This window comes from Candidatus Magnetominusculus dajiuhuensis, from assembly GCF_046044395.1.
In the GTDB taxonomy this organism is placed as follows: Bacteria; Nitrospirota; Thermodesulfovibrionia; order Thermodesulfovibrionales; family Magnetobacteriaceae; genus Magnetominusculus; species Magnetominusculus dajiuhuensis.
Window position 1 is genome coordinate 1 of sequence record NZ_JBJUSG010000024.1, and the last position, 23,305, is coordinate 23,305.

The 23,305-nt window shown below is 49.4% G+C and carries 26 protein-coding genes; 3 read left to right on the forward strand and 23 right to left on the reverse strand.

Features of this window, described 5'->3' with window-relative positions; all coding sequences use genetic code 11:
• Window positions 1–449: 449 nt before the first annotated feature.
• From AB7D94_RS05075 to AB7D94_RS05095, 5 genes are all read right to left on the reverse strand, one after another.
• Window positions 450–1,214: a YeeE/YedE thiosulfate transporter family protein gene (locus tag AB7D94_RS05075; protein WP_420264646.1), complete on the reverse strand. Its 765-nt coding sequence runs from the start codon at window positions 1,212–1,214 to the stop codon at window positions 450–452.
• Window position 1,215: 1 nt separating this feature from the next.
• Entirely contained in the window at window positions 1,216–1,977 is a 762-nt protein-coding gene (locus AB7D94_RS05080) for a YeeE/YedE thiosulfate transporter family protein (RefSeq protein WP_420264647.1), read from the reverse strand.
• A gap of 120 nt (window positions 1,978–2,097) precedes the next feature.
• Window positions 2,098–2,334, reverse strand: a complete 237-nt coding sequence (locus tag AB7D94_RS05085; RefSeq protein WP_420264648.1) for a TM2 domain-containing protein — start codon at window positions 2,332–2,334, stop codon at window positions 2,098–2,100.
• A 57-nt stretch (window positions 2,335–2,391) separates the two neighbouring features.
• Window positions 2,392–2,727: a TRL-like family protein gene (locus AB7D94_RS05090; protein WP_420264649.1), complete on the reverse strand. Its 336-nt coding sequence runs from the start codon at window positions 2,725–2,727 to the stop codon at window positions 2,392–2,394.
• 159 nt (window positions 2,728–2,886) lie between these two features.
• Entirely contained in the window at window positions 2,887–3,423 is a 537-nt protein-coding gene (locus AB7D94_RS05095; protein WP_420264676.1) for an HPP family protein, read from the reverse strand.
• A gap of 122 nt (window positions 3,424–3,545) precedes the next feature.
• On the opposite strand from AB7D94_RS05095, the gene AB7D94_RS05100 reads away from it, so the two are divergent.
• Both AB7D94_RS05100 and AB7D94_RS05105 read left to right on the forward strand, forming a co-directional pair.
• The gene (locus AB7D94_RS05100; protein ID WP_420264650.1) at window positions 3,546–5,351 is read left to right on the forward strand and encodes a chloride channel protein; all 1,806 of its coding nucleotides are present in this window, start codon (window positions 3,546–3,548) and stop codon (window positions 5,349–5,351) included.
• 132 nt (window positions 5,352–5,483) lie between these two features.
• Window positions 5,484–6,029 carry a hypothetical protein gene (locus tag AB7D94_RS05105; RefSeq protein WP_420264651.1) on the forward strand — a complete coding sequence of 182 codons (546 nt, stop codon included), beginning with the start codon at window positions 5,484–5,486 and terminating at the stop codon, window positions 6,027–6,029.
• A 27-nt stretch (window positions 6,030–6,056) separates the two neighbouring features.
• Here the strand turns inward: AB7D94_RS05105 and AB7D94_RS05110 are convergent, their stop codons facing one another.
• From AB7D94_RS05110 to AB7D94_RS05160, 11 genes are all read right to left on the reverse strand, one after another.
• Complete coding sequence (locus AB7D94_RS05110) at window positions 6,057–7,028, reverse strand: GGDEF domain-containing response regulator (protein ID WP_420264652.1); 972 nt, start codon at window positions 7,026–7,028, stop codon at window positions 6,057–6,059.
• A gap of 8 nt (window positions 7,029–7,036) precedes the next feature.
• Complete coding sequence (locus tag AB7D94_RS05115; protein WP_420264653.1) at window positions 7,037–7,348, reverse strand: Hpt domain-containing protein; 312 nt, start codon at window positions 7,346–7,348, stop codon at window positions 7,037–7,039.
• 58 nt (window positions 7,349–7,406) lie between these two features.
• A complete protein-coding gene (gene ilvC / locus AB7D94_RS05120) occupies window positions 7,407–8,420 on the reverse strand; it encodes a ketol-acid reductoisomerase (RefSeq protein WP_420264677.1) in 1,014 nt (337 codons plus the stop codon).
• A 42-nt stretch (window positions 8,421–8,462) separates the two neighbouring features.
• Entirely contained in the window at window positions 8,463–9,401 is a 939-nt protein-coding gene (gene fabD / locus AB7D94_RS05125) for an ACP S-malonyltransferase (RefSeq protein ID WP_420264654.1), read from the reverse strand.
• A complete protein-coding gene (locus AB7D94_RS05130) occupies window positions 9,398–10,600 on the reverse strand; it encodes an FAD-binding protein (protein ID WP_420264655.1) in 1,203 nt (400 codons plus the stop codon). Before AB7D94_RS05130 ends, fabD begins: the two co-directional genes overlap by 4 nt.
• Before the next feature lie 24 nt (window positions 10,601–10,624).
• Complete coding sequence (locus AB7D94_RS05135; RefSeq protein WP_420264656.1) at window positions 10,625–11,407, reverse strand: electron transfer flavoprotein subunit beta/FixA family protein; 783 nt, start codon at window positions 11,405–11,407, stop codon at window positions 10,625–10,627.
• A 2-nt stretch (window positions 11,408–11,409) separates the two neighbouring features.
• Complete coding sequence (locus tag AB7D94_RS05140; protein WP_420264657.1) at window positions 11,410–12,567, reverse strand: acyl-CoA dehydrogenase family protein; 1,158 nt, start codon at window positions 12,565–12,567, stop codon at window positions 11,410–11,412.
• An 87-nt stretch (window positions 12,568–12,654) separates the two neighbouring features.
• Complete coding sequence (locus tag AB7D94_RS05145) at window positions 12,655–13,998, reverse strand: TldD/PmbA family protein (RefSeq protein ID WP_420264658.1); 1,344 nt, start codon at window positions 13,996–13,998, stop codon at window positions 12,655–12,657.
• Window positions 13,999–14,020: 22 nt separating this feature from the next.
• On the reverse strand, window positions 14,021–14,392 hold the full coding sequence (queD, locus tag AB7D94_RS05150; RefSeq protein WP_420264659.1) for a 6-carboxytetrahydropterin synthase QueD: 372 nt from the start codon (window positions 14,390–14,392) through the stop codon (window positions 14,021–14,023).
• A 24-nt stretch (window positions 14,393–14,416) separates the two neighbouring features.
• Window positions 14,417–14,938, reverse strand: a complete 522-nt coding sequence (gene hpt, locus AB7D94_RS05155) for a hypoxanthine phosphoribosyltransferase (RefSeq protein WP_420264660.1) — start codon at window positions 14,936–14,938, stop codon at window positions 14,417–14,419.
• Entirely contained in the window at window positions 14,925–15,680 is a 756-nt protein-coding gene (locus AB7D94_RS05160; protein ID WP_420264661.1) for a competence/damage-inducible protein A, read from the reverse strand. Before AB7D94_RS05160 ends, hpt begins: the two co-directional genes overlap by 14 nt.
• Before the next feature lie 388 nt (window positions 15,681–16,068).
• On the opposite strand from AB7D94_RS05160, the gene AB7D94_RS05165 reads away from it, so the two are divergent.
• The gene (locus AB7D94_RS05165; RefSeq protein WP_420264662.1) at window positions 16,069–16,377 is read left to right on the forward strand and encodes a hypothetical protein; all 309 of its coding nucleotides are present in this window, start codon (window positions 16,069–16,071) and stop codon (window positions 16,375–16,377) included.
• A gap of 118 nt (window positions 16,378–16,495) precedes the next feature.
• Here the strand turns inward: AB7D94_RS05165 and AB7D94_RS05170 are convergent, their stop codons facing one another.
• The 7 genes from AB7D94_RS05170 to AB7D94_RS05200 form a co-directional block, all read right to left on the reverse strand.
• The gene (locus AB7D94_RS05170) at window positions 16,496–16,990 is read right to left on the reverse strand and encodes a nitrous oxide reductase accessory protein NosL (RefSeq protein WP_420264663.1); all 495 of its coding nucleotides are present in this window, start codon (window positions 16,988–16,990) and stop codon (window positions 16,496–16,498) included.
• A gap of 31 nt (window positions 16,991–17,021) precedes the next feature.
• A complete protein-coding gene (locus AB7D94_RS05175; protein ID WP_420264664.1) occupies window positions 17,022–18,470 on the reverse strand; it encodes a c-type cytochrome in 1,449 nt (482 codons plus the stop codon).
• 29 nt (window positions 18,471–18,499) lie between these two features.
• Window positions 18,500–19,303 carry a c-type cytochrome gene (locus AB7D94_RS05180; RefSeq protein WP_420264665.1) on the reverse strand — a complete coding sequence of 268 codons (804 nt, stop codon included), beginning with the start codon at window positions 19,301–19,303 and terminating at the stop codon, window positions 18,500–18,502.
• Between the two features lie 2 nt (window positions 19,304–19,305).
• Entirely contained in the window at window positions 19,306–19,830 is a 525-nt protein-coding gene (locus tag AB7D94_RS05185) for a hypothetical protein (protein ID WP_420264666.1), read from the reverse strand.
• On the reverse strand, window positions 19,827–21,575 hold the full coding sequence (locus tag AB7D94_RS05190) for a cytochrome ubiquinol oxidase subunit I (RefSeq protein ID WP_420264667.1): 1,749 nt from the start codon (window positions 21,573–21,575) through the stop codon (window positions 19,827–19,829). The genes AB7D94_RS05185 and AB7D94_RS05190 overlap by 4 nt, the downstream gene beginning before the upstream one ends.
• Window positions 21,576–21,637: 62 nt before the next feature.
• The gene (locus tag AB7D94_RS05195) at window positions 21,638–22,375 is read right to left on the reverse strand and encodes a carboxypeptidase regulatory-like domain-containing protein (RefSeq protein ID WP_420264668.1); all 738 of its coding nucleotides are present in this window, start codon (window positions 22,373–22,375) and stop codon (window positions 21,638–21,640) included.
• Between the two features lie 93 nt (window positions 22,376–22,468).
• Window positions 22,469–23,287, reverse strand: coding sequence for a carboxypeptidase-like regulatory domain-containing protein (locus AB7D94_RS05200; protein WP_420264669.1), 819 nt, complete (start codon window positions 23,285–23,287; stop codon window positions 22,469–22,471).
• Between the last annotated feature and the right edge of the window lie 18 nt (window positions 23,288–23,305).

A 23,305-nucleotide genomic window follows, 5' to 3' on the forward strand; every position in this document is an offset into this window, starting at 1 on the left:
AGGTGTGTGCCCTAGCTCCATAGGATTTTCACGGTAAAGCAGGAATCCAGTCTTTCAGAAAACGGTGTAAGGACTGGACTGCCGCTCGTAGGCTGGACTGACAGACTTGAAAAAACATAGTTACTTTTATGAACGCAACTTGGTATTAACTGTACACAGGGCTGGAAATACGCAATAACCGTCCATGGTAAACAGTATAGCGTTGTCTTGCATCCTGACATGGAAGGCAGCGGTTTTTGGGTAAAATGTCCTGAGCTTAATGTTGTCTCTCAGGGTGAGACAGTCGAAGAAAGTCTTAATATGATTGCAGAAGCCGTGGAGCTTCATCTTGAGGAAGCAGAAGGTACCCAAGGTGAGCCGCATAGTGGGTATTACGCAGCGCATAGACAAAACCGTTAGGACGATGGCCTTAATCGCCTGAAACACATACAAATCCCGCAGATTAATTACTACTTAAACATATCGCGAATGTTTTGCCGGAACTTCCTGACGGTCTCAATTGTTGATACGGCGTATGGCTTTGTCGCCGGGGGGACCTTCTCTTCCAGCGCGTCGGTCATGTCCATAAATAAGTTAAACGTACGTCTTAGGAATACTATGAATATATCGAACATCGTCGTCGCTATCAAAAACATCGTCAACATCAGCAAAAAAAGCACAATAAGATACCACGGGCTTATCCTGAGTATCTCAAAGAATGTCTTGCCCCCTATCTCACCCCATTTTAAGAAGGTATTTTCCCATGAGTCGTGGAAAAATTCTGCATAAAGCACCGCCCCCGATATTATTCCTAACATTCCGGGAATAGCGTCAAGCGACCCTTCCCCTAGCGCCCCGGCCGCAGTCCCCGGACAATATCCCAATATCGCAATAGCCGCGCCAAACATCAGCCCCCCGATTATCTGAGGCACTATTACGGTCTTTGGCACGTGAAGCTCAAAAACCCCCGCGTCTTTAAATATAAAAAGCATCAAAACTGATATCATTAAAATAGGCGTACCCACACGAAACACCGTAAAATCCTGAAGCCGAAACAGACCGCTTACGATGTCATATTTGCAGAGACGTGACTTCTGTAAAACAACGCCAAACAGTAACCCAAGTATGAGTCCTCCATAGAGGCTCGTCGGCCCCTTGACCGCCTCAATCGTGCCAGCGTCAAACGTCTGGGCTAATCTGCCAACTAACTCCTTAATCGTAATCAACTCTACCATATCAGTCCTTCCTCACCGCTATAACCCTTGTCCTGTAAAATAAAAACGTCGTAACCACGCCGCCAACCCATAATGACATCATAAAAATAAACCCCGCCGGTGCCAATTGCACCACCCCTGAAATCAGAAGACCGCTGACACAACCACCCGCTATTCTTGCCGCAAATCCCATCACTACACCGGCGGCAAAGGCCCAAAACCACCTCTTCGCAACCGATTTCCCCTTAGAGAAACTCCACAGATACGGCACAACATTCAGCTTAAAATCCCCCGAATACCTCGAAGACAAAAAACTGCCTATCGTAGTCCCAAGTATCAGGGCCATCGTCCAGTCAATCACGGGTTCATACACACCCCAGTAGCTTACCTTCTCGGCATGTACAGGATATATGAGCGACTCACACATTGAACCCACCGCCGTAAAACCCCTCGTTATCCCCAAAGGCCTGTCAGACAGATAGAACGAAAGCACCTCCACCAGACCAAAGGCTATCCCCGCCGGAATAGGCCACCACCTCTTAGGTTTACACGTGGCAATAAAAAACAGAGACCCCAGAAGCGGCCACCCGCTGTTTAAAAAAACCGTAAACGCAAACCCTAATATCAGCACCGACCACCATCTCGGCCTTACTACAAGTATTATAGACAATGCGACCATCACCGGCCAGCCGCTCTTTATAATAATCGCTATCACCGCGCACGCCGCCATGACAAGGGCACCCAAGGCAAGACGGGCACTCGGCTGCATTGGAGGAACTTTCATCTAAACCTTACCCCTTCTCATCTAAACCTTACCCCTTCAAGTATATATTTTTTATGTATCATGACCAGACTTCAGGGCGGACACCTCTGCCCGCCCGGCTACAATCAAAAACTGCCACCACTACCATTTGGCTATCGGCAAGTTGTCCTTGTCCTTAAATGACCCTAAAGAAATCATAACCAAATCAACGAAATACCATAAACCAAAACCACCCATCGTCAACATCATCACAATCCCCGTACCGACCTTATTGCAATAGAACCTGTGTCCACCTAACCATCCCGTCAGAAAACATAGTATCAGGGCTATCAGACGGCTCTTTGGGGACTCATCTGTAAGAGTCTTTCCTGCTGACATATTTTCTCTCACCTCCTATCAGTAAAGTTTATCCGGCAAAGTTTATCCGGCAACGGCCTATTCGCCCGACACCAGCGTACACTGGCGCGTATAGGTGCCGAATATGCTGAGATTCTCTTTATTAACCGTATAGACGTTCTTAATGCCGCCATCTTTCATAGCCGTCTCAATGCTGCCGTTGCCAATTGAAATTGCCCCGAAAAACGAATGAATACATCCCCTTCCCGCCTTCGTCCCGTTTTGAGCCGTCCCCATACTCACCGGCATCGTGGTGTCCGTATAGACCCAGCCTACCGGCCCGTCGGCCACAAATCCGCACCCAGCCAACAAAAGGAGCATCATGGCAATTATGGCTATTAACGTCACCACCCTTACGATACGCTTTGCTGTCATAATATCAATACCTCCTAAAATGATTAATTGATCTCCTGCCGTTAATAATATACCAAAATCTTCAATTTGTCAATTACTTTTGCCAGCCATTGAGATTCAGGCAATTAATCAATGCCACTGCCGCAGGCAATCCGGCTGCATCTGGTTTCCCCTTGCATCCTAAACCCAAAATTCAGGATACCTGCGGTTGCCGGGTATGTTGTTGACGATAAGGGCAACTACAAGCATAACGGCCGCCCCCGCTCCAACGGGCATCAACGCGTATAAAAACCCGAGGTCGTGGATGTTCTTCCCGCTTATGACGGCAATAAGGGCTGTAGCGCCGCCCGGTGGGTGCAGTGTCCTGGTGGCGTGCATTAATGCGATTGCGGTTGAAACAGCAATCGCCGAGGCCAGCCATAAATTATCGTGAAGTACCTGATATGAGGCCACGCCTACTAAGGCCGAGAGCATGTGCCCACCCATCAGATTCCTCGGCTGAGCCAGCGGGCTTTTCGGTGCCCCGTAAAGGAGCACTGCCGAGGCACCAAACGACCCCACTAATAATATTTTATCAGTGCCGCCAAGTATATTGTAATTTATGAAGGCCACTACCCCAATGCCGCAAAAAGCGCTTATCCACGACCAGAGAATCTCACTCACCCCGGCCCTCGGCGGCGATTTCGACGCACCTTTCATTTTTTCAAAATATTTCATCATACCGCTCATACCCCACCTCAAGCCTATTGTATTATTATACCCGCCCAAAACGCAAGAATTATTGCGGGGGCTGCGCTGTATTTGTTATTGTGTTTGGTGTATAATCGCCGTTGATACAAATGAAAAAAAATAGGATCGCAATATTAAGGAGTTTTTGGTATCTAAGCCACAAGCTCAGGAGATTGTTAAGCAGATGGGCCTTGCGGTTTTTAGTGAACAGACACAGCGTAACTATGTTAACCGCTATGTTTATAGGGGCGGCAAGCGCAGTTTCAGTAATCATATTTCGCAAGACCTTAGATTTAATGAAAATGTACCTGCTTGAAGACGGGCAGAGGCTTCTCGGAGTTGGAGAGACTTTACAAAGCAGGATACTCCTTCCACTTATACCCGCCATCGGGGCGGCCCTGTTGATTCCCCTGTCAAAAAGATTTCCCGGTGAGGTTAACGGCTACACATTCCCCAAATTTCTTGCAAGGGTAAATGTCAAAGGGGGCGCGATAGGCATAAAGACCGTTTTGTTACGAATCATTGCACCATCAATAACCATAGGCTCCGGGGGGTCAGCGGGCGTGGAAGGTCCGGCGGCGGTAATTGGCGGCGGGATTGGTTCAATAGTGGGACGCTGGCTGGGATTTTCTGAGAAACAGAGGACTCTTTTTGTCGCTGCGGGGGCAGCCGGGGCGATAGCGGCAATATTTAACGCCCCTATAGCCGGCGTGATGTTTGCGCTGGAAATAATCCTGTTGGGCAACTACGAAATTACCTCATTCGGGGCGTTGGTAGTATCGGCCGCGATAGCCACTGCCATCTCACAGTCTTATTTTGGCAATGAACAGGTTTTTATTGTGCCTGAACATGTTTTTACAGGTCTTTCAGAGACTCCAATATTCCTTCTTTTCGGTGCCTTTATAGGTGTTATCGCAGTTTTTTTTATAAAAATATTCTATAAGATCAGCGATGTATTCGATAGTCTTGCGATAAACCCGTTTTTAAAGCCGGTGTTAGGCGGGGTTATTGTTGGGATAGTTGCGATTTTTTTCCCTCAGGTAATGGGTGATGGTTATGGGCATATTACAGAGGTGCTGGCCGGACGCTCAGGGGTGTTGCTTTGTCTGGCCCTGGTGTTTTTAAAGATATTTGCCACGACTATGACGCTTGGATCGGGGTCGGCGGGCGGCGTGTTCGCGCCGTCGCTTTTTATTGGCGCTATGGCCGGGCGGACTTTCGGGGCTGCGTCTCAGTATGTTTTCCCTAATTTTTCCTCTGCGCCGGAGTTCTACGCTATGCTTGGCATTGGGGCATTCTTATCTGCCGTAACACACGCGCCCCTGACCGGCATGTTTCTCATGCTTGAGATGACCCAAGGCTATAAGGTTATTATTCCGGTGATGCTTACCACTGTTACTGGTGTGTTTGTGGCAAAAACACTCTTAAAAGATTCCATTGATACATTCTCTCTTTCGCGCCAGGGCATAGACCTTGTTACCGGAAAGGAGATTAATGTCATGGAATCTCTTAAAGTCAGGGATATAATGTCAAAAGATTTCATAACGATAAGAGAAATTGAGCCTATTAAAATTGTCCATGATTTAATTATCGCGGGCAGTGGGCTTTGTTTTCCAGTCGTAAATGGTCAGGGCGGCCTTAAGGGAGTAATCACGGTTGACGATATAACAAGGGTTTTCTCGGAAGAGTACATTCAACAAATAGTAACGGTTGGGGAGCTTACCACTGAGGATATACCCGTTGTGACGGGTTATGATACCTTGCGAAGGGCGTTTGAGTGTTTTTCTATTGCCGACCTTGAGGAACTGCCCGTAGTAAATAATCCTCTGAATAAGGGCGAAATTATAGGGATGCTAAAAAGAGGTGCCGTAGTGTCGGCCTACAACAGGGAAATAATGAAAAGACAATCTGACTAAAGCGTGATTTCATAAAGTTTGTATGTCAAACCAGAAACAAAACATGGCTGTTTGCCCGTCCTCAAAAGAAACATTAATTGCCGCAGCCACACGCCTTATGGTACAATAATATTAAGCGATGGAGGCGAACTGATGAGAATGGCCGTTCATACAGTAGTATTGATATTATTACTTTCGGTGATGTGCCCACCCTCATGGGCAGCCACGCGGGAGGTGTCTTTCACCCAGCAGGACAGAGACCGGCTTATTCGCCTTGAGGTGCGCCTTGATGAAGGGTTAAAGCGCCTGGAGGAAGGGTTAAAAAATACCAACCAGCGCATGGAGGAGGGGTCAAAAAGTACTAACCAGCGCATGGAGGAGGGGTTAAAAAATACTAACCAGCGCATGGAGGAGGGATTTAAGAGTCTAAGCCAGCGCATGGAGGAAGGATTCAGGAGTACCAACCAGCGGATTAACGACTTATATGGACTGCTAAATGTGCTCATATATGTAATGCTGTGTGGCATGATTGCGATGGTGGGGTTTGTATTATGGGACAGGCGCACCACGCTTGCCCCTGTTGTCAGGAAAATCAAGGAAATCGAAGCACGCAGTGAAAAAACAGAAAATGCCCTGAAAGAACTCGCCCTCAGAGACCCAAACGCCGCCGAGGCCAATAAACGCGTCGGCCTTTTGTGATAGTAGGGTTTATGACATTTCTTTACACTAAAATACCTTGACTTGGTTTTTGCCCGATTTTTTTGCCGTGTAAAGGGCGCGGTCTGCCCCGGAAATCAACCATTGAATGGTTTTGGACTTATCCGGTATCGCTCCCGCAATCCCAATGCTTACGGTAGTTTTCTTTGACTGGGCAAATCTGATGTTCAGGTCACATACGTTTGTGCGCATCGTCTCACCAATAATGGCCGCCCCATCCAATGTCGTATTTGGAAGTATGCTGACAAATTCCTCACCACCATAGCGTGCGATAAAATCTCCGGGGCGTCTCAGTGCGTCACTTAATGCCCCTGCCACCCGCCTCAGACACTCATCCCCGGCGGGATGGCCCTCCATGTCGTTAAACTGCTTAAAAAAGTCTATGTCCACTATTATCACCGATATAAAACTATGCTCTCTGAAGGCCTTCTTCCATTCCTGGTCGGAGTAGTCATCAAAATATCTCCTGTTTGCCACCCCCGTAAGTCCATCTATATAAGACAGATTGGTGAGGATTCGGTTGGCCTCCTTAAGCTGGCGTGTCAATGCCTCCAGTTCTATCTCACAGGCCTTACGCCTGTCCATCTCCTGTTTCAGGCTCAGGGCCAACCCTATACGGGCGCGCAGCTCTATCACCTTTACCGGCTTTGTAATATAGTCTATGGCCCCAGCCTTAAAGACGTTTTCAAGCGATACAGCGCTCGTATCGTCCGTCAGCATTATTATGGGTATATCCTTAAACCATTGGTCAGACTTTATCTTCTGGCACGCCCCGACACCATCAAGCCCTGGCAAGCCTATATCCATAAGTATAAGCTCAATGTCTCTGTTTACAGTGCCGCCCTTCTTACTCAGTCCTATAATATCTATTGCCTCTTCGGCAGAACCCGCAAGCATGACATTCTTATAGCCCATTTTCTCTAAGAACCGGTTCAGAAGCAGCGAAATATCCTCTGAATCCTCGACTACCAATATCGCCACAGTCCCCCCTACTGATAAACCGTTTCCAGCCTGTTGAGATAATCGCCGAGCGCGGCGACGTGTTTTTTTATTTCCTCGTAGTTTTTCTCTTTTGCGCCACGCTCAATGGCCATCCCTGTATCGGTAATGAAGTCAAATCCATACCCGCCACCAGAGCCTTTTAACTGATGTCCAATCACACGAATCGCCTCAAACTCCCCTGAATCAATGGCGGCGTTCATCTTTTCGATGTCGCCGCGCCTGTTGATAAGATAGCCCGGTATCAGGTCAGCAAGCTCACTGTCAACAGTGACGATTATCTTTTCTTTAGCCTCTGCCATCTGAGCCCTCCCCTGTTAGTTACGGCGCCACACCAACGGCATATAGTCTCTATATATTCTATGCCTTTGATTTATCTACGAGCTTACCTTTTTTCAGCCACGGCATCATAGCCCTGAGTTTGCCGCCGACTTCCTCTATCTGATGTGACTCTCCCTTTCGTGTCAGGGCATTGAACACCGGTTTGTTGGCGCGGCACTCTAAAATCCACTCGCGGGCAAAAACCCCCGATTGAATTTCCGCAAGGATTCTCTTCATTTCCTTCTTCGTTTCTTCGGTAATAATCCTCGGCCCACGCGTAATGTCGCCGTACTGGGCTGTGTTGCTTATGGAGTAGCGCATGTTGGCAATACCGCCTTCGTATATCAGGTCAACGATTAGTTTAACCTCGTGCAGACACTCAAAATATGCCATCTCAGGGGCATAACCGGCCTCAGTCAGGGTCTCAAACCCGGCCTGAATCAACGCGGTCAGACCACCACACAATACGGCCTGCTCTCCGAAGAGATCTGTCTCGGTCTCCTCTCTGAAGTCAGTTTCGATGACGCCCGCCCTGCCCCCTCCGATTGCGCTGGCATATGCCAGTGCCACATCCTTAGTGTCTCCGGACGGGTTCTGATGTACAGCGATGAGGCACGGCACACCACCACCCTTTACATATTCGCTCCGCACAAGATGCCCCGGACCTTTTGGGGCCGCCATGAACACGTTTACATCCGCCCTCGGCACTATCTGCCCGAAGTGAATATTAAAACCGTGGGCAAAGGCCACATATGCTGATTTCTTTACGTGTGGGGCTATCTCGTTATTATAGATATCGGCCTGATACTCGTCGGGCAGGAGGATCATTATCACATCGGCCATTTTCGCCGCTTCAGATGGCAGCATGACCTTAAAGCCCGCCTCCTCGGCCTTATTCCAACTGCCGCCCTGTCTAATCCCTATGGTTACGTCCATGCCGCTTTCCTTTAAATTATTCGCGTGGGCGTGGCCCTGGCTGCCATAGCCCATTATGACTATCTTCTTTCCCTTCAATACGTCTAAATTGGCGTCCTTGTCATAGTAAATCTTAATCATGAAAAAAAACCTCCTGGTACATAATCGTTAACAGCCTTCTCAGGCGTTTATTTGTGCATTTATGAAGCGCTCCAATGAGGCGCTATCGTTTACGCCGTATATTGCCACATTTGAAACAATACGTTTTATCAGGCCGCCTAAAACGGTGCCTGGCCCGACTTCGACAAACACCTCCACATCCATACCGGTGATCGTCCTTATTGAGTCCTCCCACAGCAGGGGACTATTGAGCTGCCTGACAAGCGAGGATTTTATCTTCTCCACCGTGCCCAGCACAATGGCGTCGGAGTTATTAACAACAGGGATTTCAGGCTTATTAAATGAAATGGTCTCCATATACGCGCCAAGTTTCTCCGAGGCGCTCATCATCAGCGTACAGTGAGACGGCACACTTACCGCAAGGGCAACCGCGCGCCGCGCGCCTTCCTGTTTGGCAAGCCTTATGGCCTCCTCAACCGCCGGCTTCTCGCCCGCTATCACTATCTGCTGCGGACAGTTATAGTTTGCCGGTGATACATAGCCCGACGTGGAGTTCGCACAAATCCTGTCAACTACCTCTCTGTCCAATCCAATTATGGCGGCCATCAGGCCCTGCCCTTCGGGAACTGCCTCCTGCATAAAATGTCCCCTTTTTTCGGTAAGCACAACGGCATCCTTTAGGTGCAGCACACCGGCTGCCACAAGAGCTGAGTATTCGCCCAGGCTATGCCCTGCCACTACGTCTGGTTTTATGCCCTTCAGCCGCAGCACCGTAAACGCGGCTATACTTGTAACTAAGAGACAGGGCTGCGTGCGAAAGGTCTTATTAAGCTCCTCTTTCGGGCCGTTAAAACAGAGGGCGGAGATGTCATAGCCGAGGGCGTCAGAGGCCTCTTTATAGACCGCCCTCACCTCGTCGTACTTTTCATAGAACTCCAGCCCCATCCCTATGGCCTGGGAACCCTGTCCGGGAAAAACGAATGCGGTTCTCTTTCTCATACACCTCTGTCCCCTTTTATCTTTTTTATCGCTAACGGGATGATTTGATAGATATCGCCTACGATGCCATAGTTGGCTATATTAAATATCGGGGCCTCAGGGTTTTTGTTTATCGCTATGATGATATCTGACGACTGCATCCCCACCATGTGCTGCACAGCCCCTGATATTCCACACGCGATATATATCTTTGGGCAGACTGTCTTACCTGTCTGGCCGACCTGGTGGCCGTACTGAATCCACCCCTCATCAACCGCCGCCCTTGACGCCCCAAGTGTGCCGCTCAGAAGGTCGGCAAGTTCTTTGAGCATCTCAAATCCCTTTGCGCCTCCAAGCCCGCGTCCACCTGATACAACCACCTCGGCGTCCTGCAGGCTTATATTACAGTACGAATCCTCCTTTACCACATCCACAACCTTTGTGCGCGATGCCTTAACCGGCTTATTTATTCTGATAATCTCTCCCTTTCTCTCTGTGTCATAGGAGCCTTTTTTCATTACCTTAGGCCGTACTGTGGCCATCTGCGGCCTTGTGTCCGGACACATAATAGTGGCCATGATATTTCCCCCAAAGGCCGGCCTGATGGCAAGGAGGTTTCGTGTCCCATCTTCTATTTCCAGAGACGTGCAGTCTGCCGTCAGTCCCGCGTGAAGGCGCGCTGCCACGCGCGGGAAAAAAGACCGTCCCACGGCGGTTGCCCCGGCGAGGACTATCTCCGGCTTGCGCTCAGTTATTATACCTGACAGCAGCTCCGCATATGGTTCGTCGTTAAATCTCGTCAGAGCAGCGTCATCACATAAGAAGACGGTATCCGCTCCCCATTTTATGAGTTCCTCAGCCTCCCCTTCCACAGCGCCAAAGAGCGCCGCACTCAGTGGGACTGAAAGCGTATCCGCAAGCCTCCTGCCAGCCGAAAGAAGCTCAAACGCCACATGGGCTACATGCCCATCCCTCTGCTCAGCAAACACAAGCACACCCTTATAAGAGGCTATATCCCCCTGCTTAACCTCCGCTGGAGAATCGTTATATTCTTTAATCGCACCCTCCGGGCACGCGCTCATGCAGGCGCGGCAGAGCTGGCAGTACTCATTTATAAAGGCCTTTTCGCCCTCATCAGACATCACTATCGCGTCGTACGGGCATGAGGAGATACATGTCTGGCACCCCGTGCATAGCCCCCTGTCCACCTTAATCTGCATGGTTACTCCTTATGCGCCCTGTTATTAAATACATTTAACTGCCTTCAGTATGGAAATCAGCTCATCTGTTTGTTCTTCCGGTGAGCCGCCGATGACAATCCTGTCTTTTTTCACCTCTGGGGCGAAGATATTTTTTACCCGTGTCGGAGAGCCATTCAATCCGAGATTGTTCTCGCTTAGTGAGAGTTCTTTGTGGGTGAGCTTTTTGATTTCTAACTTCTTTGCCCGCATCTTTCCCTTTAGTGACGGCATCCTCGGTTGATTTAACTCCTTGACCACCGTGAGCAGGACCGGAAGCGACGCCTCCACTATGTCGTAGCCCTCGTCCATCAGCCTTCTCACCGTTATGGAATCGTTAGAGATGGATGTAATGCCGCTGACGTATGAGATATGTGGAATGTCCATAAATTCAGCGATGGCCGGCCCGACCTGCGCCGTATCGCCGTCAATGGCCTGTTTGCCGCATAGCACTATGTCAGCGCCTATAAGTCTTATCGCCGCCGCCAGCGTATAGGCGGTTGCCCATGTGTCCGAGCCGGCAAAGGCCCTGTCGGTGAGTAAAACCGCATCGTCGGCACCCATCGCAACGGTCTCTTTCAACGCTGTTTCGGCCTGTGGCGGCCCCATTGTCAGCACTGTCACCTCCGCTTCCAGCGAATCCTTAATTGAAAGGGCTGCCTCTACGGCGTGCAGATCATAGGGGTTTATTATGCTTGGCACACCGTCGCGAATCAACGTGTTTGTCTGCGGGTTTATCCTCACCTCGGCGGTGTCGGGCACCTGCTTTATGCAAACAATGATTTTCATGTTCACTTCTTCCTTGAGAACTCTTTAATCAGGCTCTGGCAGATGACGTTTCTCTGTATCTGGTTGGTGCCCTCATATATCTGGAGAATCTTGGCGTCACGCATCATCTTCTCAAGAGGATAGTCTCTCATATACCCGGAGCCGCCCATCACCTGAAGGGCGTCCGTCGTCACCCTCATGGCAACATCTGTGGCAAACGTCTTGGCCATTGCGGAGTCCTTTGTAATGTCCTTTGCGCCGCTGTCCACATAACGCGCCACGCTGTAAACCAGCGCCCTTGCGGCCTCTATCTGAATCGCCATGTCGGCCAGCATGTGCTGGATGGCCTGAAAACTTATGATTGGTTTTTCGAACTGCACACGGTTGCGGGCAAACATCCCCGCCTCCTCAAACGCCCCCTGGGCAACCCCTACGCCCTGCGCCCCTACCCCTGTTCTTGACTGGTCAAGCGTCTTCATAGCGACAATAAAACCCATTCCGTCGCGGCCAAGGATGTTGTCTTTTGGCACGTGGCAATCGTCAAACACGAGTTCACATGTGGCCGATGCCCTTATGCCCATCTTCTTTTCCTTCTTTCCAAACATAAAGCCCGGTGTGCCCTTTTCCACTATCAGTGCGGAGGCCCCACGCGCCCCGCGTGTCTTGTCCGTCATCGCTATGACCGTATAAATGTCGGCCTCGCCACCGTTTGTTATCCACTGCTTCGTGCCGTTGAGCACATATTCGGTGCCGCTTTTGGTGGCCGTCGTCTGAATGCCTGCGGCGTCGCTACCGGCATTGGCCTCTGTAAGGCCAAAGGCCACGAGTTTTTTTCCTGAGGCGATGTCAGGCAGATATTTCTTCTTTTGCTCCTCAGTCCCAAACAATAGTATCGGATACGTGCCAAGGGCGTTGGCGGCATAACTGGTCGAAACGCCCAGACACGCCCTGCTCAACTCCTCAACGGCAAGACACAGCTCAAACGCCCCCTTGCCAAGCCCGCCGTACTCCTCCGGTATGAACAGCCCGAACATGTCGGCCTGCGCCAGCAGCTTGATTATCTCTGTTGGAAACTGCTCTTTCTCGTCAAGTTCCGCCCGGACAGGGACAATTCTCTCCTCCGCTATCTGGCGCGCCGTATCTCTTATCATCTGCTGGTCTTCGCTTAAAAAATAATCCATGTCTGCCTCCAATCCTCTTTTAAATTATACTCCAATTTTATCAGATTTTCTTAATTTTTGTTAAACAATCGTACCAACTATTATTTATCAGCCGCTCACATCCATATGCCTTATCAACAGAGACGGGCTTCCTATCTTGCCATAAAATCTCAGGTCACTGCCGACTGCCTCCACATCCTTAAACATATCAAGGAAATTTCCAGAAATGACGGCCTCCTTCACCGGATACGCCTTCTTACCACCTTCCACCCACATACCGCTTACGCCGACTGAAAACTCCCCTGTGATGCGGTTTGCCATGTGTACGCCCATAGCGTCGGTGACAAACAGACACTCACCGGCCTGCGAAAACATCTCATCAACTGTCATAACCAACGCCGACGAGGTCGGTTCTATGTATAAATTTGACACCCCCACGGTCGGCATCCCTGAAATCCCGCCCCTTTGGGCGCTTCCGGTTGATACCCCTCCCCCTTTTGACGCGGTATAGAGATTATACAAAAACCCCTTCAGCACACCGTCCATCACAAGGGCATTCCTCTGTGATGGCACCCCCTCGCCGTCAAACGGACGGCTTCCGGCCTTGCCCTCAAGGAGCGCGTTATCAATAATGTTCAGCTTATCTGAGACTATCTGTTGAGAGAGTTTCCCTGCCAAAATAGATTTCCCCTTCTGGACATTCTCCGATGAAAACGAAGACGCCAAAAGACTAAGAAAATCAGCCGCCACAGAGTTCTCTATTACTACCGGTACTTTTACTGATTTAAAAGTCTTTGCATTCAGGAGTCCCAGCGCCCGCTCTGCCGCACCAGCTCCTACCCTCTTTGGAGATATGGCCGAGAGAACCCTGTCGTACTCATACTCCCACCCTATCTGGCTGTCGCCCGATGACTCAGCCATCGCCATCGCCGAAAGCGTACACGACGTAAAGCGATACCCACCACTAAGCCCCTCCGTATTGGCAATATATAGCTCGCCTGATGAGACAGAGGCCGACGCCTTTCTTACCTTTTTTATCCTGTCATCAAGCTCTAAGGCGGCGCGCTCGACATCCAGGGCCATATCCACGATGTCCGCCTCTGCCACTGCGGCGGCCGCATCATCATATATCATCACGCCCTCGTACTGACCGCCATTACCGCGAAATGACCAGTGTTCGTCTTCCTCTGTGAACATGGCGGTTGCCGCGGCCATGTCAACGGCCTCCCGCCATTTTGATACGTCGTTCGTATAACTAAACCCGTGCCTCTTGCCGTCTATAACCCGTATTGAAAGCCCGGAGGACTCCGCCCTTTCAAGGGCGTCAACCGTGCCCTCTCTGGCCTCCGCGGTTATGTTTCGTGCCGAGGAATAAAAGACCTCGCTTTTTAAACCTTTCCTTGAGGAAAGATGGCTTAATATATTGTTAATTAACTCTTTATCTATTTCCATCTTTATCTATTTCCATAATTGCTCAATCTTCATAGTACGTAGCCGACGCCGATTCGGACTCCCATACCGTTACCGCCGTGAGCCTGACGGTCTCCTCGATTATCTTCTTTTTCATGGAGTCATAAATCCATCTGGCAATGCTCTCTGACGATGGGTTAATCTCCGTAAATGGGAACAAGTTGTTGAGAAACGTATGGTCGAGCTGGTCTGTAACCTCCTTGGCATATCGTTTGAGGTCGTGGAAGTCAACGGCGATGTCTATTTCGTTTAGTCTTTCGGCCTGGATATAGACCTGAATACGCCAGTTGTGGCCATGGAGGTCCTCGCACTTGCCCTTATAGTTTCTCAACTGATGCGCTGCACAAAAACCCGATTCTATCATTAGTTCATACATATTTTCTCAATCCCCTCTTTAGGTTCATCCCGAATGTTTTAGTGTAGCCACGTAGGGGAGATTTCTGAAGTTATCGTTATAGTCCGTACCGTAGCCCACGATGAACTCATCAGGGATTTCAAAACCGGCGTACTCAACGTCGACCTCTACTAAGCGGCGCTCCTTCTTATCTAATAAAACACATATTTTCAGTGAGTTTGGTGACTTATCTAACAGTTTTTCTTTAATATAACTAAGGGAAATCCCCGTATCAATAATGTCTTCAATAATGATGACGTCTCTGCCGGTTACCGGTATTCTTGTATCAATGTGTATATTGACCTTTCCGGTTGTAGTCGTGTCCTCGTAGCTTGAGGAGACGATGAAGTCCACAATCAGCGGTACGCGAATCTGCCTGACGAGGTCTGAATAGAACATAAAGGCGCCCTTTAATATTCCGACGGCCAGGATTTCCTTTCCCTTGTAGTCGGCATTAATCCTGTCGGCAAGCTCCTTAATCCTTGCCCTGATTTGTTCTTCGGTCAGCAGGGTCTTACCGATTACCATCGGCACCCTCACCTTCCACCCTCAGGACTTTGTCTTTAAAATCCCCGTTGGTAATCATTTTGATGGTGCGGTTGAGGGCCTCGCCGTCCATAGACTCAAGGGTGAGCATAACACGATAGTCGGCGTTACGCATGACGGGGTATGAGCCAATCTTGACGTCTTTGTTTTCGGCGACAATAACATTTAAAGACGGCGCTATCTCGGATTCGTACTCGGTTATATAAACCTTCGTTAACAAAATCGGCAGTTCACTGGACAAAACCTGCTCCAGCACTTTAAATTTATCTCTGAACAGCTCCGGCTGTCCGGGCAGTATATACACGTTTTTAAATTGAATAATGGGGAATTTAATTGAGGCGTGTTTGATGAGTTCTGAGCCAGCGGGGACTTCCGCCATTTTCAATCTCTCCGGCGTGAGTTTGTCGCCGTAGTGGCCGACGAGAATTGCCTTTAAATCGCCGTGGATGGCTATGTCAACGCCAAACCCTTTTGATATGCCCTCGATTGTAACGTCATCGTGCGTAGGGCCGAGGCCACCCGATGTAAAGACATAGTCGTATCGTCTGGAGAAATTTATTGTCTCGGCGGCGATCTCACCGACATCGTCAGAGATGACAGAGATACGCCGGACGTCAATACCTTTCAGGCGCAGCCCCTTTGCGGCAAATGAAGAGTTGACATCCTCAACCTTGCCGGACAGGACTTCGTCGCCAATAATAATAATACCAGCCGTCTTAAGCATTACTTTAAGAAATCATCTCCTCGCTTTTCCAAACAAACGATTGCGGGGCATCTCAAGCCACACCCGCCGGAGTTATATATTACTTCAAGCCGCAAATTAAAATCAATATGCAATGGGCAAATTTCAGGGGATAATCCCCCGTCTTGGCGATAGATAAAACGTGTACGTGATTACGGGTTGAAGGGGGGTTACCCCCCTTCGTCTTTAATCCTTTCAGGCGTCATGGGATTGGTTTAGAAATATATAAAAAAATATTCAACTTAGACATTGACAAATCAGGATTCCATCAGGTAACATCATAAGAGAAGGGTCGGCTAATGACCTATATGCAGCAGCAATGTTTATGTGGTAAGATGAGATAGTGGAGATAACTGGATAATGAGAAGATATGTTTAATCCTAAACAAAAGCTCTCTGGAGCCATAGTGTTTGCATCGGTGTTTCTCGGAAGCTTTATGGGTGCCGCAATAGCTCTGGTTACAACGCCGAAATCCGTAGTCGACGGGATTCAAGGCAAGTTGAAGGACACCATTGGCGCATTGGAAGAGAATGTCAGCGACCAGGTTGACAACGCTACTATAATGGTAATCGAAAATACCACAAGGCTCGTCGCTAAAACACAAAACAGCATAGAAAAGGCAACATCCATCGTCGGTACGATTAAAGATAAATATCTGCCCATGCTAAAAAAAAAGTAGTCTGGCCGTTCACCCAACAACCAGCTCTGATGAATTAGTGACATTGGCACTCTCTTTTTAAGGATTAACGACGAAGGGAGGTAACCCCCCTTCACCCCTATTTTCGCGTATGTTTTGTCTATTGAGTTTGGGCTGCCGCCGTTGGCGGCTTCGGCAGTCTATGGTGTACCTGAAAGGGTTTTAACATGTCTGGCGTGATGTTATCAAATCTTAACACCTCCCCGCCGTAGAGCCTGACAAAATTCCTCGCCTTTTCCTCATCCAGAAATGGCATAAACGGGTCGCCCATCGCTCCTGACTTCTTTGCGTCACAGACATAGTACGCCCTCTTCGCATCTATCCACTTCGTCTTCCAATTCGCATCGCCCATGTCGTTTGTATATATGGCCGCGATATTCTTAGGCGTATCAGGTTGCCAATAGTACGTAAACATGTCCATCGTCCCGCAAAATACGTCATATTTCCCATCAGTATAATGGATTTGTCCCTTCGCGCCGGGGAAATCCACAAGTATCATCCCGCACACCGCACACGCGTGCTTCCTCGTAAGCTCAACCGCCCCCACCGGGCGCTCCCTCTCACCGGAACACCCGCCACAAACCAGTACAAACAAACATATGGCCGTCGCTATCTTAAACAGTTTGTTATACCTTTTTTTTCCTAAGTTTTTTGTGGAGGCATATCCCCGCTATCAACACACCAAGTGACACAATTGGCGGGAAAACATACACCCGCAACGGCATCGGCGGCTCCATCATCAGGTAATACCACGCCGAGACCGCCCCCCTTGCGTTGCCATCCTCATCATTCTGCCCGTCATAGGCCGCCACGGCAAATGGTATAAATGTGCCCGCCTCAAACACAGGGTCGTCCTTCGCAGATTTAAGCTCCTTCTTAAAGACGACACTGTAAAGCCCGTCGTCATAGGACGCCATAACCGTTGCCTCCGGTTTTTCCTTAGGCTCTATTTTGTCCGGGCCCTTTGCCGTCATGGATGAGACCTTATCCTTGTCCGAGGCCCTCCACTGCCACAGGTTCACAGGGGCCTTCCCTGTGCCCATAAAAAAGTATGGCAGCTCTGTACCCTCTAACTTATTAATGGGGAATTGAATGCGTATTGAGTCGCTGGGTTTGCCATCGCTGCCATCGTTTGGCTTTTTATCTGTCCACTGCAGCAATATGGCCAGCTCCTTTGATGTATACAACCCCCTGACCCTGACATTCGTAATAACCGGCGTAAAGTCGCGCGTATCAAACATCAACTGTCCACCCATCGGTAAATCTAAATAGTCCACCGACTCCCACGCAGGGTCATTAGGCTTTGAGGGCAGCGTCTCTGTCTTTCTTACCTTCAGCGCCAGGCCCAGCTTCCTTGTCAGTTGGAGCGATTTAATGAAATGCGCAAGCGCCCATCTCTTGTCATCGGGCATTGAGTCCAGATAGGACGTCATCGGCGTGCCACTTAGGCCCACAGAGATTGTTCTATAAATGTCCTCAAGGCTTGAGCCGTTTCTCAGCTCCCATGGCTGGGTATAATTGGCAGGGGCAATGCCATAGCCCCAATCTGTTTTGAAATCCGCCTGCCAGCCCTTCTCACCATTTCCACGTCCGGCGGTGCCGTGGCACTCCACGCACTTGGCCGTCTTGAACAGTTCCTTCCCCTGGTCAATTATCTCCTTGCTTGCCTTGGGTGGGTTGCCTATGTTTATGGGCTTGGTTTCCATTGCAAACGTATCGGGAGCGAATGATTTTACGTGCCCTACGATTGCCTTGACCTCGGCGTCGCTGAATCTGCTCCACGGCGGCATCGAGGTGCCCGGGTTGCCGTTTCTTATGACCTTTGTGATGTCCGCGTCGGTAGGCGGGTCGCCAGAGGGGGTTGAACGAAATTTAAACGAGCCAAACGTAAAATCCCTCGGCTTGGGCAGTGAGACGTCCTTCGTAAAAGAATCGGCGTCGCCCTTATACCCATGGCACTGGGCGCACCAGCCATCATATATCTTCTTTCCCTCCGGGTTGTCGGCAGGCTTGTCAGCGCTGTACACCGAAACAGGGAAACACATCGCTATCAGAACCGCTATCAGAATCCTCATTCTTAAGAACCTCCTAATAAACATATCCATTACCAGCTCCTCGGCTTATTGCCTGTGGAGTCATAGATGAACATTATTACCTTCCAGACCTCTTCCTCTGTCAGGAAATCCTCAAATGAAGGCATCGCGGAGTTCCACGGCCCTGCCCCAGCCGGAAGCCCGCGCCATCCCTTTGATACCCTCCAGAAGATAAAGGACTCAGGCATCTGCGCTATCGTATCCGTTCCCCTAAACGGCAGCGGTACAGGATTATACGCCTGTGCCATGTGCCCCTTGCCATCGAGGTCATCGCCGTGGCAGAAGAAACAGTTCTGATAGTAAATCTTCTTTCCCTCTTCCACGTATTTGGTAAAGTTGGCGGCGTCTTTCCTCAGGGGATTTTCCAGCCCCAGCACATTCATGGTCTTGCCTCTGAATTCCATCTGCGACGGCGGCTCTGGATGCACTATCCTTCCAGAGACAGGCGGGTCATATGTAGGCTTCACCTTGACGTATGTCAGGTATCCGGCAAACAACGGCAGCCCTATGAACACAATTAGTACTCTCAGCAATGCCTTGTTGTCATCGGCAAACACCGCCCTCATCGGCTCAAGGAAGGCCTTAAATGTCTCCTCCTGTATCGAGAAATAGATAAAAAAGGAGAAAAAACTCATTGCCATGTACATCAGGATGACCTGCGAGGGCAGCGGAATCATTATGTACTCCGCGCTCTTAAGCAGCCCGTATATACATATCAATATCCCTATGAAATTAAAAAAAGGAGATTTTCTGATCACTGAACCAATTGAGATGACAAGTCCAATAATCGCTATGATTGGATATATCTTCAGCATTATCATTTGCCTCCTTTTTTCGCTTCTATCTTTATCTGCTCCTGCAGTGCCGGGATGGACTCAGGATAGCTTACGGTTACGTTTGCCCCCTTGCTCTGCAGAAATGCCGCAACGGCTATCAGCTCACCCTCGGTTAAGGATGTCGGAGGCTTATGCACCGGTGGCATCATGTTTTCAAATCCCTTTTGAACGTACTCGCCGGGATTTACCAGGGCCTCAAAGACATATGCCTCTGGTGTCATGTTTCGTTCCTTTGCGGATTTCACAATTTCAGCCCCTATGGTTGCAATTGCCGGTGCCCTCATGCCTGTCTCCTGCTTCATCGGGTGGCACACCATGCACTGGCCCTTGCTGAATATTATCGTCTCCCCTATGGTAATCAGCTCATCCTGGGTTATCCCCTTCTCTATCTTTATCGTCTTAGGAGGAAGCGATTGCGACTGAGGGAGGAAATAAAGCCCTATGAGGGCAAAGAAGATGTTTATCACTATCACGAATGTGAAGAGTTTTATTACGCCCCATTTCATGCCTTGGCCCCCCCTTGTCCGCCTTTCTTCTCCAGCTTCATTATCCCGTAAAATAACAACCCCATCAGGGCAAAAAAGATAACCGTCAGGATGGACGTTACCACAGCGGCAAACCCGTGCGTCGGCAAAAAGGCGTCTGGTGATGTGTCCTTTATTATCCCATATACGTGCCAGTACTGCCTGCCCCCTGACCTCATGTATCCCATCATTCCCATAAGCCAGGTAAACGTAACCGTTATTCCTATCAGGGCATACTGCGACCTTTCAGGCATCTTGCCCCACCTCGGCGGGCCTATTATCTTCGCGTTTTTAAACATCTTCGCATCCAGAATAAACAACGCCACGATGGACAAAAAGAATACACCAAACTGTATCGGCGACAGCACCTTTACCCTGACAGAGGCAGACACCATATAGCTGTAAACCCCTAAGGCAAGGACGGCTATCGTTGACCCCGCAACTATTATAATCCTCAGCGCGTTCCCAAACTTTGCCCACGACACGACGGATTCTTTGTTGCTCATCTTGAATATGGCAAAACTCAGAAACGTCACAAGGTAGGTTATCACGACGGCCGTGTTCTTTGCCGCCATGACGCCAAGATTGCCAAGCACAGGGTGGTATGTCCCCATTTTTCTTGCCTCGTCAAGGCTCAATGCTATATCGTGCGGCGTCAGCCATACCGCGTACCCCAGCAGCATCACGATGAAGAGGAACTTCACATACTTGAAATACCTCTCACCACCGGGCATTTTGTTCAGCGATATCCACAGGTAGTAGTTCACGAACATCAGTATAGCCCCGATTAGTATTGCCTGCATCACCCAAAGCCACGCGAAAAACCCGCCCATCAACTGAATACCCATCTGCTCGTTAAACGAATATATCTCAACGCCTAGCAGATACCCCACGCCGGGCAGGATAAGAGAAAACCCGATAGAAATCATCGCCGACGTATATCCCATCCAGTCATAATAGGCCCGGTCCTCATCCGTCTCAGAGACTATGAACCGGTACGCCGCATAGGATGCCGCGATACCGGCACCAAAGACCACATTGGCAACCAGCCTGTGTATAGACAGGGGAATCCACATGTGGGTCTTGATGGCGTGCCACCGGCTTATCAGCTCTCCCGTTTCTGACACCCCCCCCGGCGTTGTCATATATCCAACCCATGAGCTGGTTATCAGGAGCATCATAACACCCATTATGTTTAAGAGGCCGCCTATGGCAACGTGCGCCCCCTTGTTGTTTTTCATTTTGTGCCACGAATAGTAATAATAGTAACAGACCATTACCTCTACGTACATCACTACTACATAGAGCCACCACGTCGGCCCCAGTATTTTCATCATGTGGTCCATAAACTTTGGATATAGGACAGGAAGACTTATTAGTAGTATCGTCCCTATGGACGCGGTTATCGTATAGGCCAGCGTGAATAGCTTCGTAAAATCGTACGCAATACGGTCAAGCCTGTCGTCCTTGCGCCTCCAGCTCAGAAACTCCATCGAAACGGCAAAAATCGGCACACCCAGCACAAAGGCCGCAAAGTTCAGGTGCAACTGCGCTATTATCCACACCCACACCCTGCTCCCTATTACCGGGAAAACCCTGTAGCCGTCCTCTGAAGGCACCGGCAAGAGCCGACCTAATACAAACAGGAAAATAAAACCTATGCCAAGTAGCACGGTAAGTTTTATTACCCCTTTTGTCAAACCCTTCTTAACACTCACGTCAGCCATAATTATCTCCATAATGGGGGGCGGAGCCTGAATATTTCAAAGCCCGGCCCCCTCAGTCAGCTCTATTTTTTTGTAAACGTATGGTCAAGTGCGGTTGCCTGACCGGCCTTAACCTCTATATCCTTTGTAACCTCTCCAAAGCCCTCATGCCAAATCCTTACCTTGTATTTGCCGGGCAGGAGGTCTTTTATCTCGAAATCCCCCTTGGCGTCTGTTACGGTGGCGTAGGGGGTCTTGCTTGCATAGACATATGCCCTCATCCACGAGTGGGCATCGCACTGCACTATCTGGAGGCCGGCTACTTTAACGGGTTTCTCAATTGACTGGTCCTTGTTCGGCAACGCCAGATTATACACCGTCCTCTTTTTGCCTTCTCCAAGGATTACGCCCAAAGAGGTGTTGTGAAATATCGGGTCGCTGTTCTTTATGATATACTTTCCACCAACGTAAGCGATGGCGACAATCGGTACAAATTCGCACTTCTGGTTATCAATGACCGCGTCGGTCTTTGGAATGGCCTTTCCCTTTTCAACGTCTTCGACTACCACCAGCACGTTTTTCACTTCATTTGCAGCCGAGATGATGTACTCCTGTTTCGGGACTGACTTTCCGCAGACGGCCTCGTCTTTCTTAATATCCAAAACGGGGTCGGCAACTGGCCCTGATGACTTAATCTTCCCCTTAATCGAACCGCCGTCCTTTACGTCAACGACCTCATAGGGTTTCGAATCCGCAAACGCAAACAGCGGCAGTAACAACATTGTTACCAGTACACCAACAACGAGAAATACCTTTTTCATTAGCTCCTCCTGTGACAAACATCTTAATTATATTTTACAAAGACTGCATCGGCCTGACAATCAAGCCGCGGCAGCCCCAACAATTGGCTTCCCTTATTTCACTATTGCCGCGGCGTCATCGCCCGCCGTTTTGCCCTTAGCCGTTATATCTATCTCTACTGGTTTAGCGTCAGATTCCGCCTTTATCTTTTGCTCAGTTATCCCCGTACCCTCGTGCCATACCCTCAGGATGTATTGTCCCGGAGGGACATTGGTAAGCTCAAACTTGCCGGAGCCGTCTGTAATAGCCGCGTAGGGTTGGTCAAATATAAATATGTATCCCTTCATCCAGTCATGGGCGTTGGATTTCACTGTTATGTAGCCCGTGTCTTTTGTCAGCTTATGGTAGTCCTTAATAGTTTTTTTGATTATCGCGTCCTTGTCCGGCAGGGCCAGGTTTAAGATGGTCGAGCCGTCTTTAAGCGGCCTTCCAGATATCGCTTTTTGATATTGCAGGCCAAGTTTTAACTGAACGGTATGTAAAATCGGGTCTTCGTTTTTTATGACATAGTCGCCGCCGACAAAACCCACGCCGACAAGCGGCTCGATTTTGCAGCCCTTAATCGAAATGGCAACGTCCTGTTTTGGCACGGCCTTCCCTTTTGAAACGCCCTCAAGCCACACTACCGCGTTTTTTATCCCATTATCGCCGTATACCACATAGGTGCCGGGTTTCTGACTTTCCCCGCATACAGTCTCGTCTTTTTCTATGCGAATGGGTTCTTCTCTCGGTGGCATACCCGAATACTTTATTACTCCCTTTACGTCAACTCCGCCTTTTACCTCGCCCTGTTCGTATGCAAAGGAAATACTCGCCACGCACAGCGCCAGGGCTGCTGATAGGACAACTGTCTGCATAATACGTTTCTTCATTTTTTGGGACCTCCTTAT

What these genes read in the sequence shown, in the direction of transcription:
- AB7D94_RS05160 (WP_420264661.1), bottom strand. Translation starts at nt 15,680, where the DNA reads ATGCTTAAGACGGCTGGTATTATTATTATTGGCGACGAAGTCCTGTCC.
- hpt (WP_420264660.1), bottom strand. Translation starts at nt 14,938, where the DNA reads ATGGTAATCGGTAAGACCCTGCTGACCGAAGAACAAATCAGGGCAAGG.
- AB7D94_RS05075 (WP_420264646.1), bottom strand. Translation starts at nt 1,214, where the DNA reads ATGGTAGAGTTGATTACGATTAAGGAGTTAGTTGGCAGATTAGCCCAG.
- AB7D94_RS05185 (WP_420264666.1), bottom strand. Translation starts at nt 19,830, where the DNA reads ATGAAATGGGGCGTAATAAAACTCTTCACATTCGTGATAGTGATAAAC.
- AB7D94_RS05200 (WP_420264669.1), bottom strand. Translation starts at nt 23,287, where the DNA reads ATGAAGAAACGTATTATGCAGACAGTTGTCCTATCAGCAGCCCTGGCG.
- AB7D94_RS05100 (WP_420264650.1), top strand. Translation starts at nt 3,546, where the DNA reads ATGAAAAAAAATAGGATCGCAATATTAAGGAGTTTTTGGTATCTAAGC.
- AB7D94_RS05180 (WP_420264665.1), bottom strand. Translation starts at nt 19,303, where the DNA reads ATGCTGAAGATATATCCAATCATAGCGATTATTGGACTTGTCATCTCA.
- fabD (WP_420264654.1), bottom strand. Translation starts at nt 9,401, where the DNA reads ATGAGAAAGAGAACCGCATTCGTTTTTCCCGGACAGGGTTCCCAGGCC.
- AB7D94_RS05140 (WP_420264657.1), bottom strand. Translation starts at nt 12,567, where the DNA reads ATGGATTATTTTTTAAGCGAAGACCAGCAGATGATAAGAGATACGGCG.
- queD (WP_420264659.1), bottom strand. Translation starts at nt 14,392, where the DNA reads ATGTATGAACTAATGATAGAATCGGGTTTTTGTGCAGCGCATCAGTTG.
- AB7D94_RS05175 (WP_420264664.1), bottom strand. Translation starts at nt 18,470, where the DNA reads ATGAGGATTCTGATAGCGGTTCTGATAGCGATGTGTTTCCCTGTTTCG.
- AB7D94_RS05080 (WP_420264647.1), bottom strand. Translation starts at nt 1,977, where the DNA reads ATGAAAGTTCCTCCAATGCAGCCGAGTGCCCGTCTTGCCTTGGGTGCC.
- AB7D94_RS05190 (WP_420264667.1), bottom strand. Translation starts at nt 21,575, where the DNA reads ATGGCTGACGTGAGTGTTAAGAAGGGTTTGACAAAAGGGGTAATAAAA.
- AB7D94_RS05115 (WP_420264653.1), bottom strand. Translation starts at nt 7,348, where the DNA reads ATGGCAGAGGCTAAAGAAAAGATAATCGTCACTGTTGACAGTGAGCTT.
- AB7D94_RS05090 (WP_420264649.1), bottom strand. Translation starts at nt 2,727, where the DNA reads ATGACAGCAAAGCGTATCGTAAGGGTGGTGACGTTAATAGCCATAATT.
- AB7D94_RS05135 (WP_420264656.1), bottom strand. Translation starts at nt 11,407, where the DNA reads ATGAAAATCATTGTTTGCATAAAGCAGGTGCCCGACACCGCCGAGGTG.
- AB7D94_RS05095 (WP_420264676.1), bottom strand. Translation starts at nt 3,423, where the DNA reads ATGAAATATTTTGAAAAAATGAAAGGTGCGTCGAAATCGCCGCCGAGG.
- AB7D94_RS05195 (WP_420264668.1), bottom strand. Translation starts at nt 22,375, where the DNA reads ATGAAAAAGGTATTTCTCGTTGTTGGTGTACTGGTAACAATGTTGTTA.
- AB7D94_RS05130 (WP_420264655.1), bottom strand. Translation starts at nt 10,600, where the DNA reads ATGCAGATTAAGGTGGACAGGGGGCTATGCACGGGGTGCCAGACATGT.
- AB7D94_RS05165 (WP_420264662.1), top strand. Translation starts at nt 16,069, where the DNA reads ATGTTTAATCCTAAACAAAAGCTCTCTGGAGCCATAGTGTTTGCATCG.
- AB7D94_RS05105 (WP_420264651.1), top strand. Translation starts at nt 5,484, where the DNA reads ATGAGAATGGCCGTTCATACAGTAGTATTGATATTATTACTTTCGGTG.
- AB7D94_RS05085 (WP_420264648.1), bottom strand. Translation starts at nt 2,334, where the DNA reads ATGTCAGCAGGAAAGACTCTTACAGATGAGTCCCCAAAGAGCCGTCTG.
- AB7D94_RS05145 (WP_420264658.1), bottom strand. Translation starts at nt 13,998, where the DNA reads ATGGAAATAGATAAAGAGTTAATTAACAATATATTAAGCCATCTTTCC.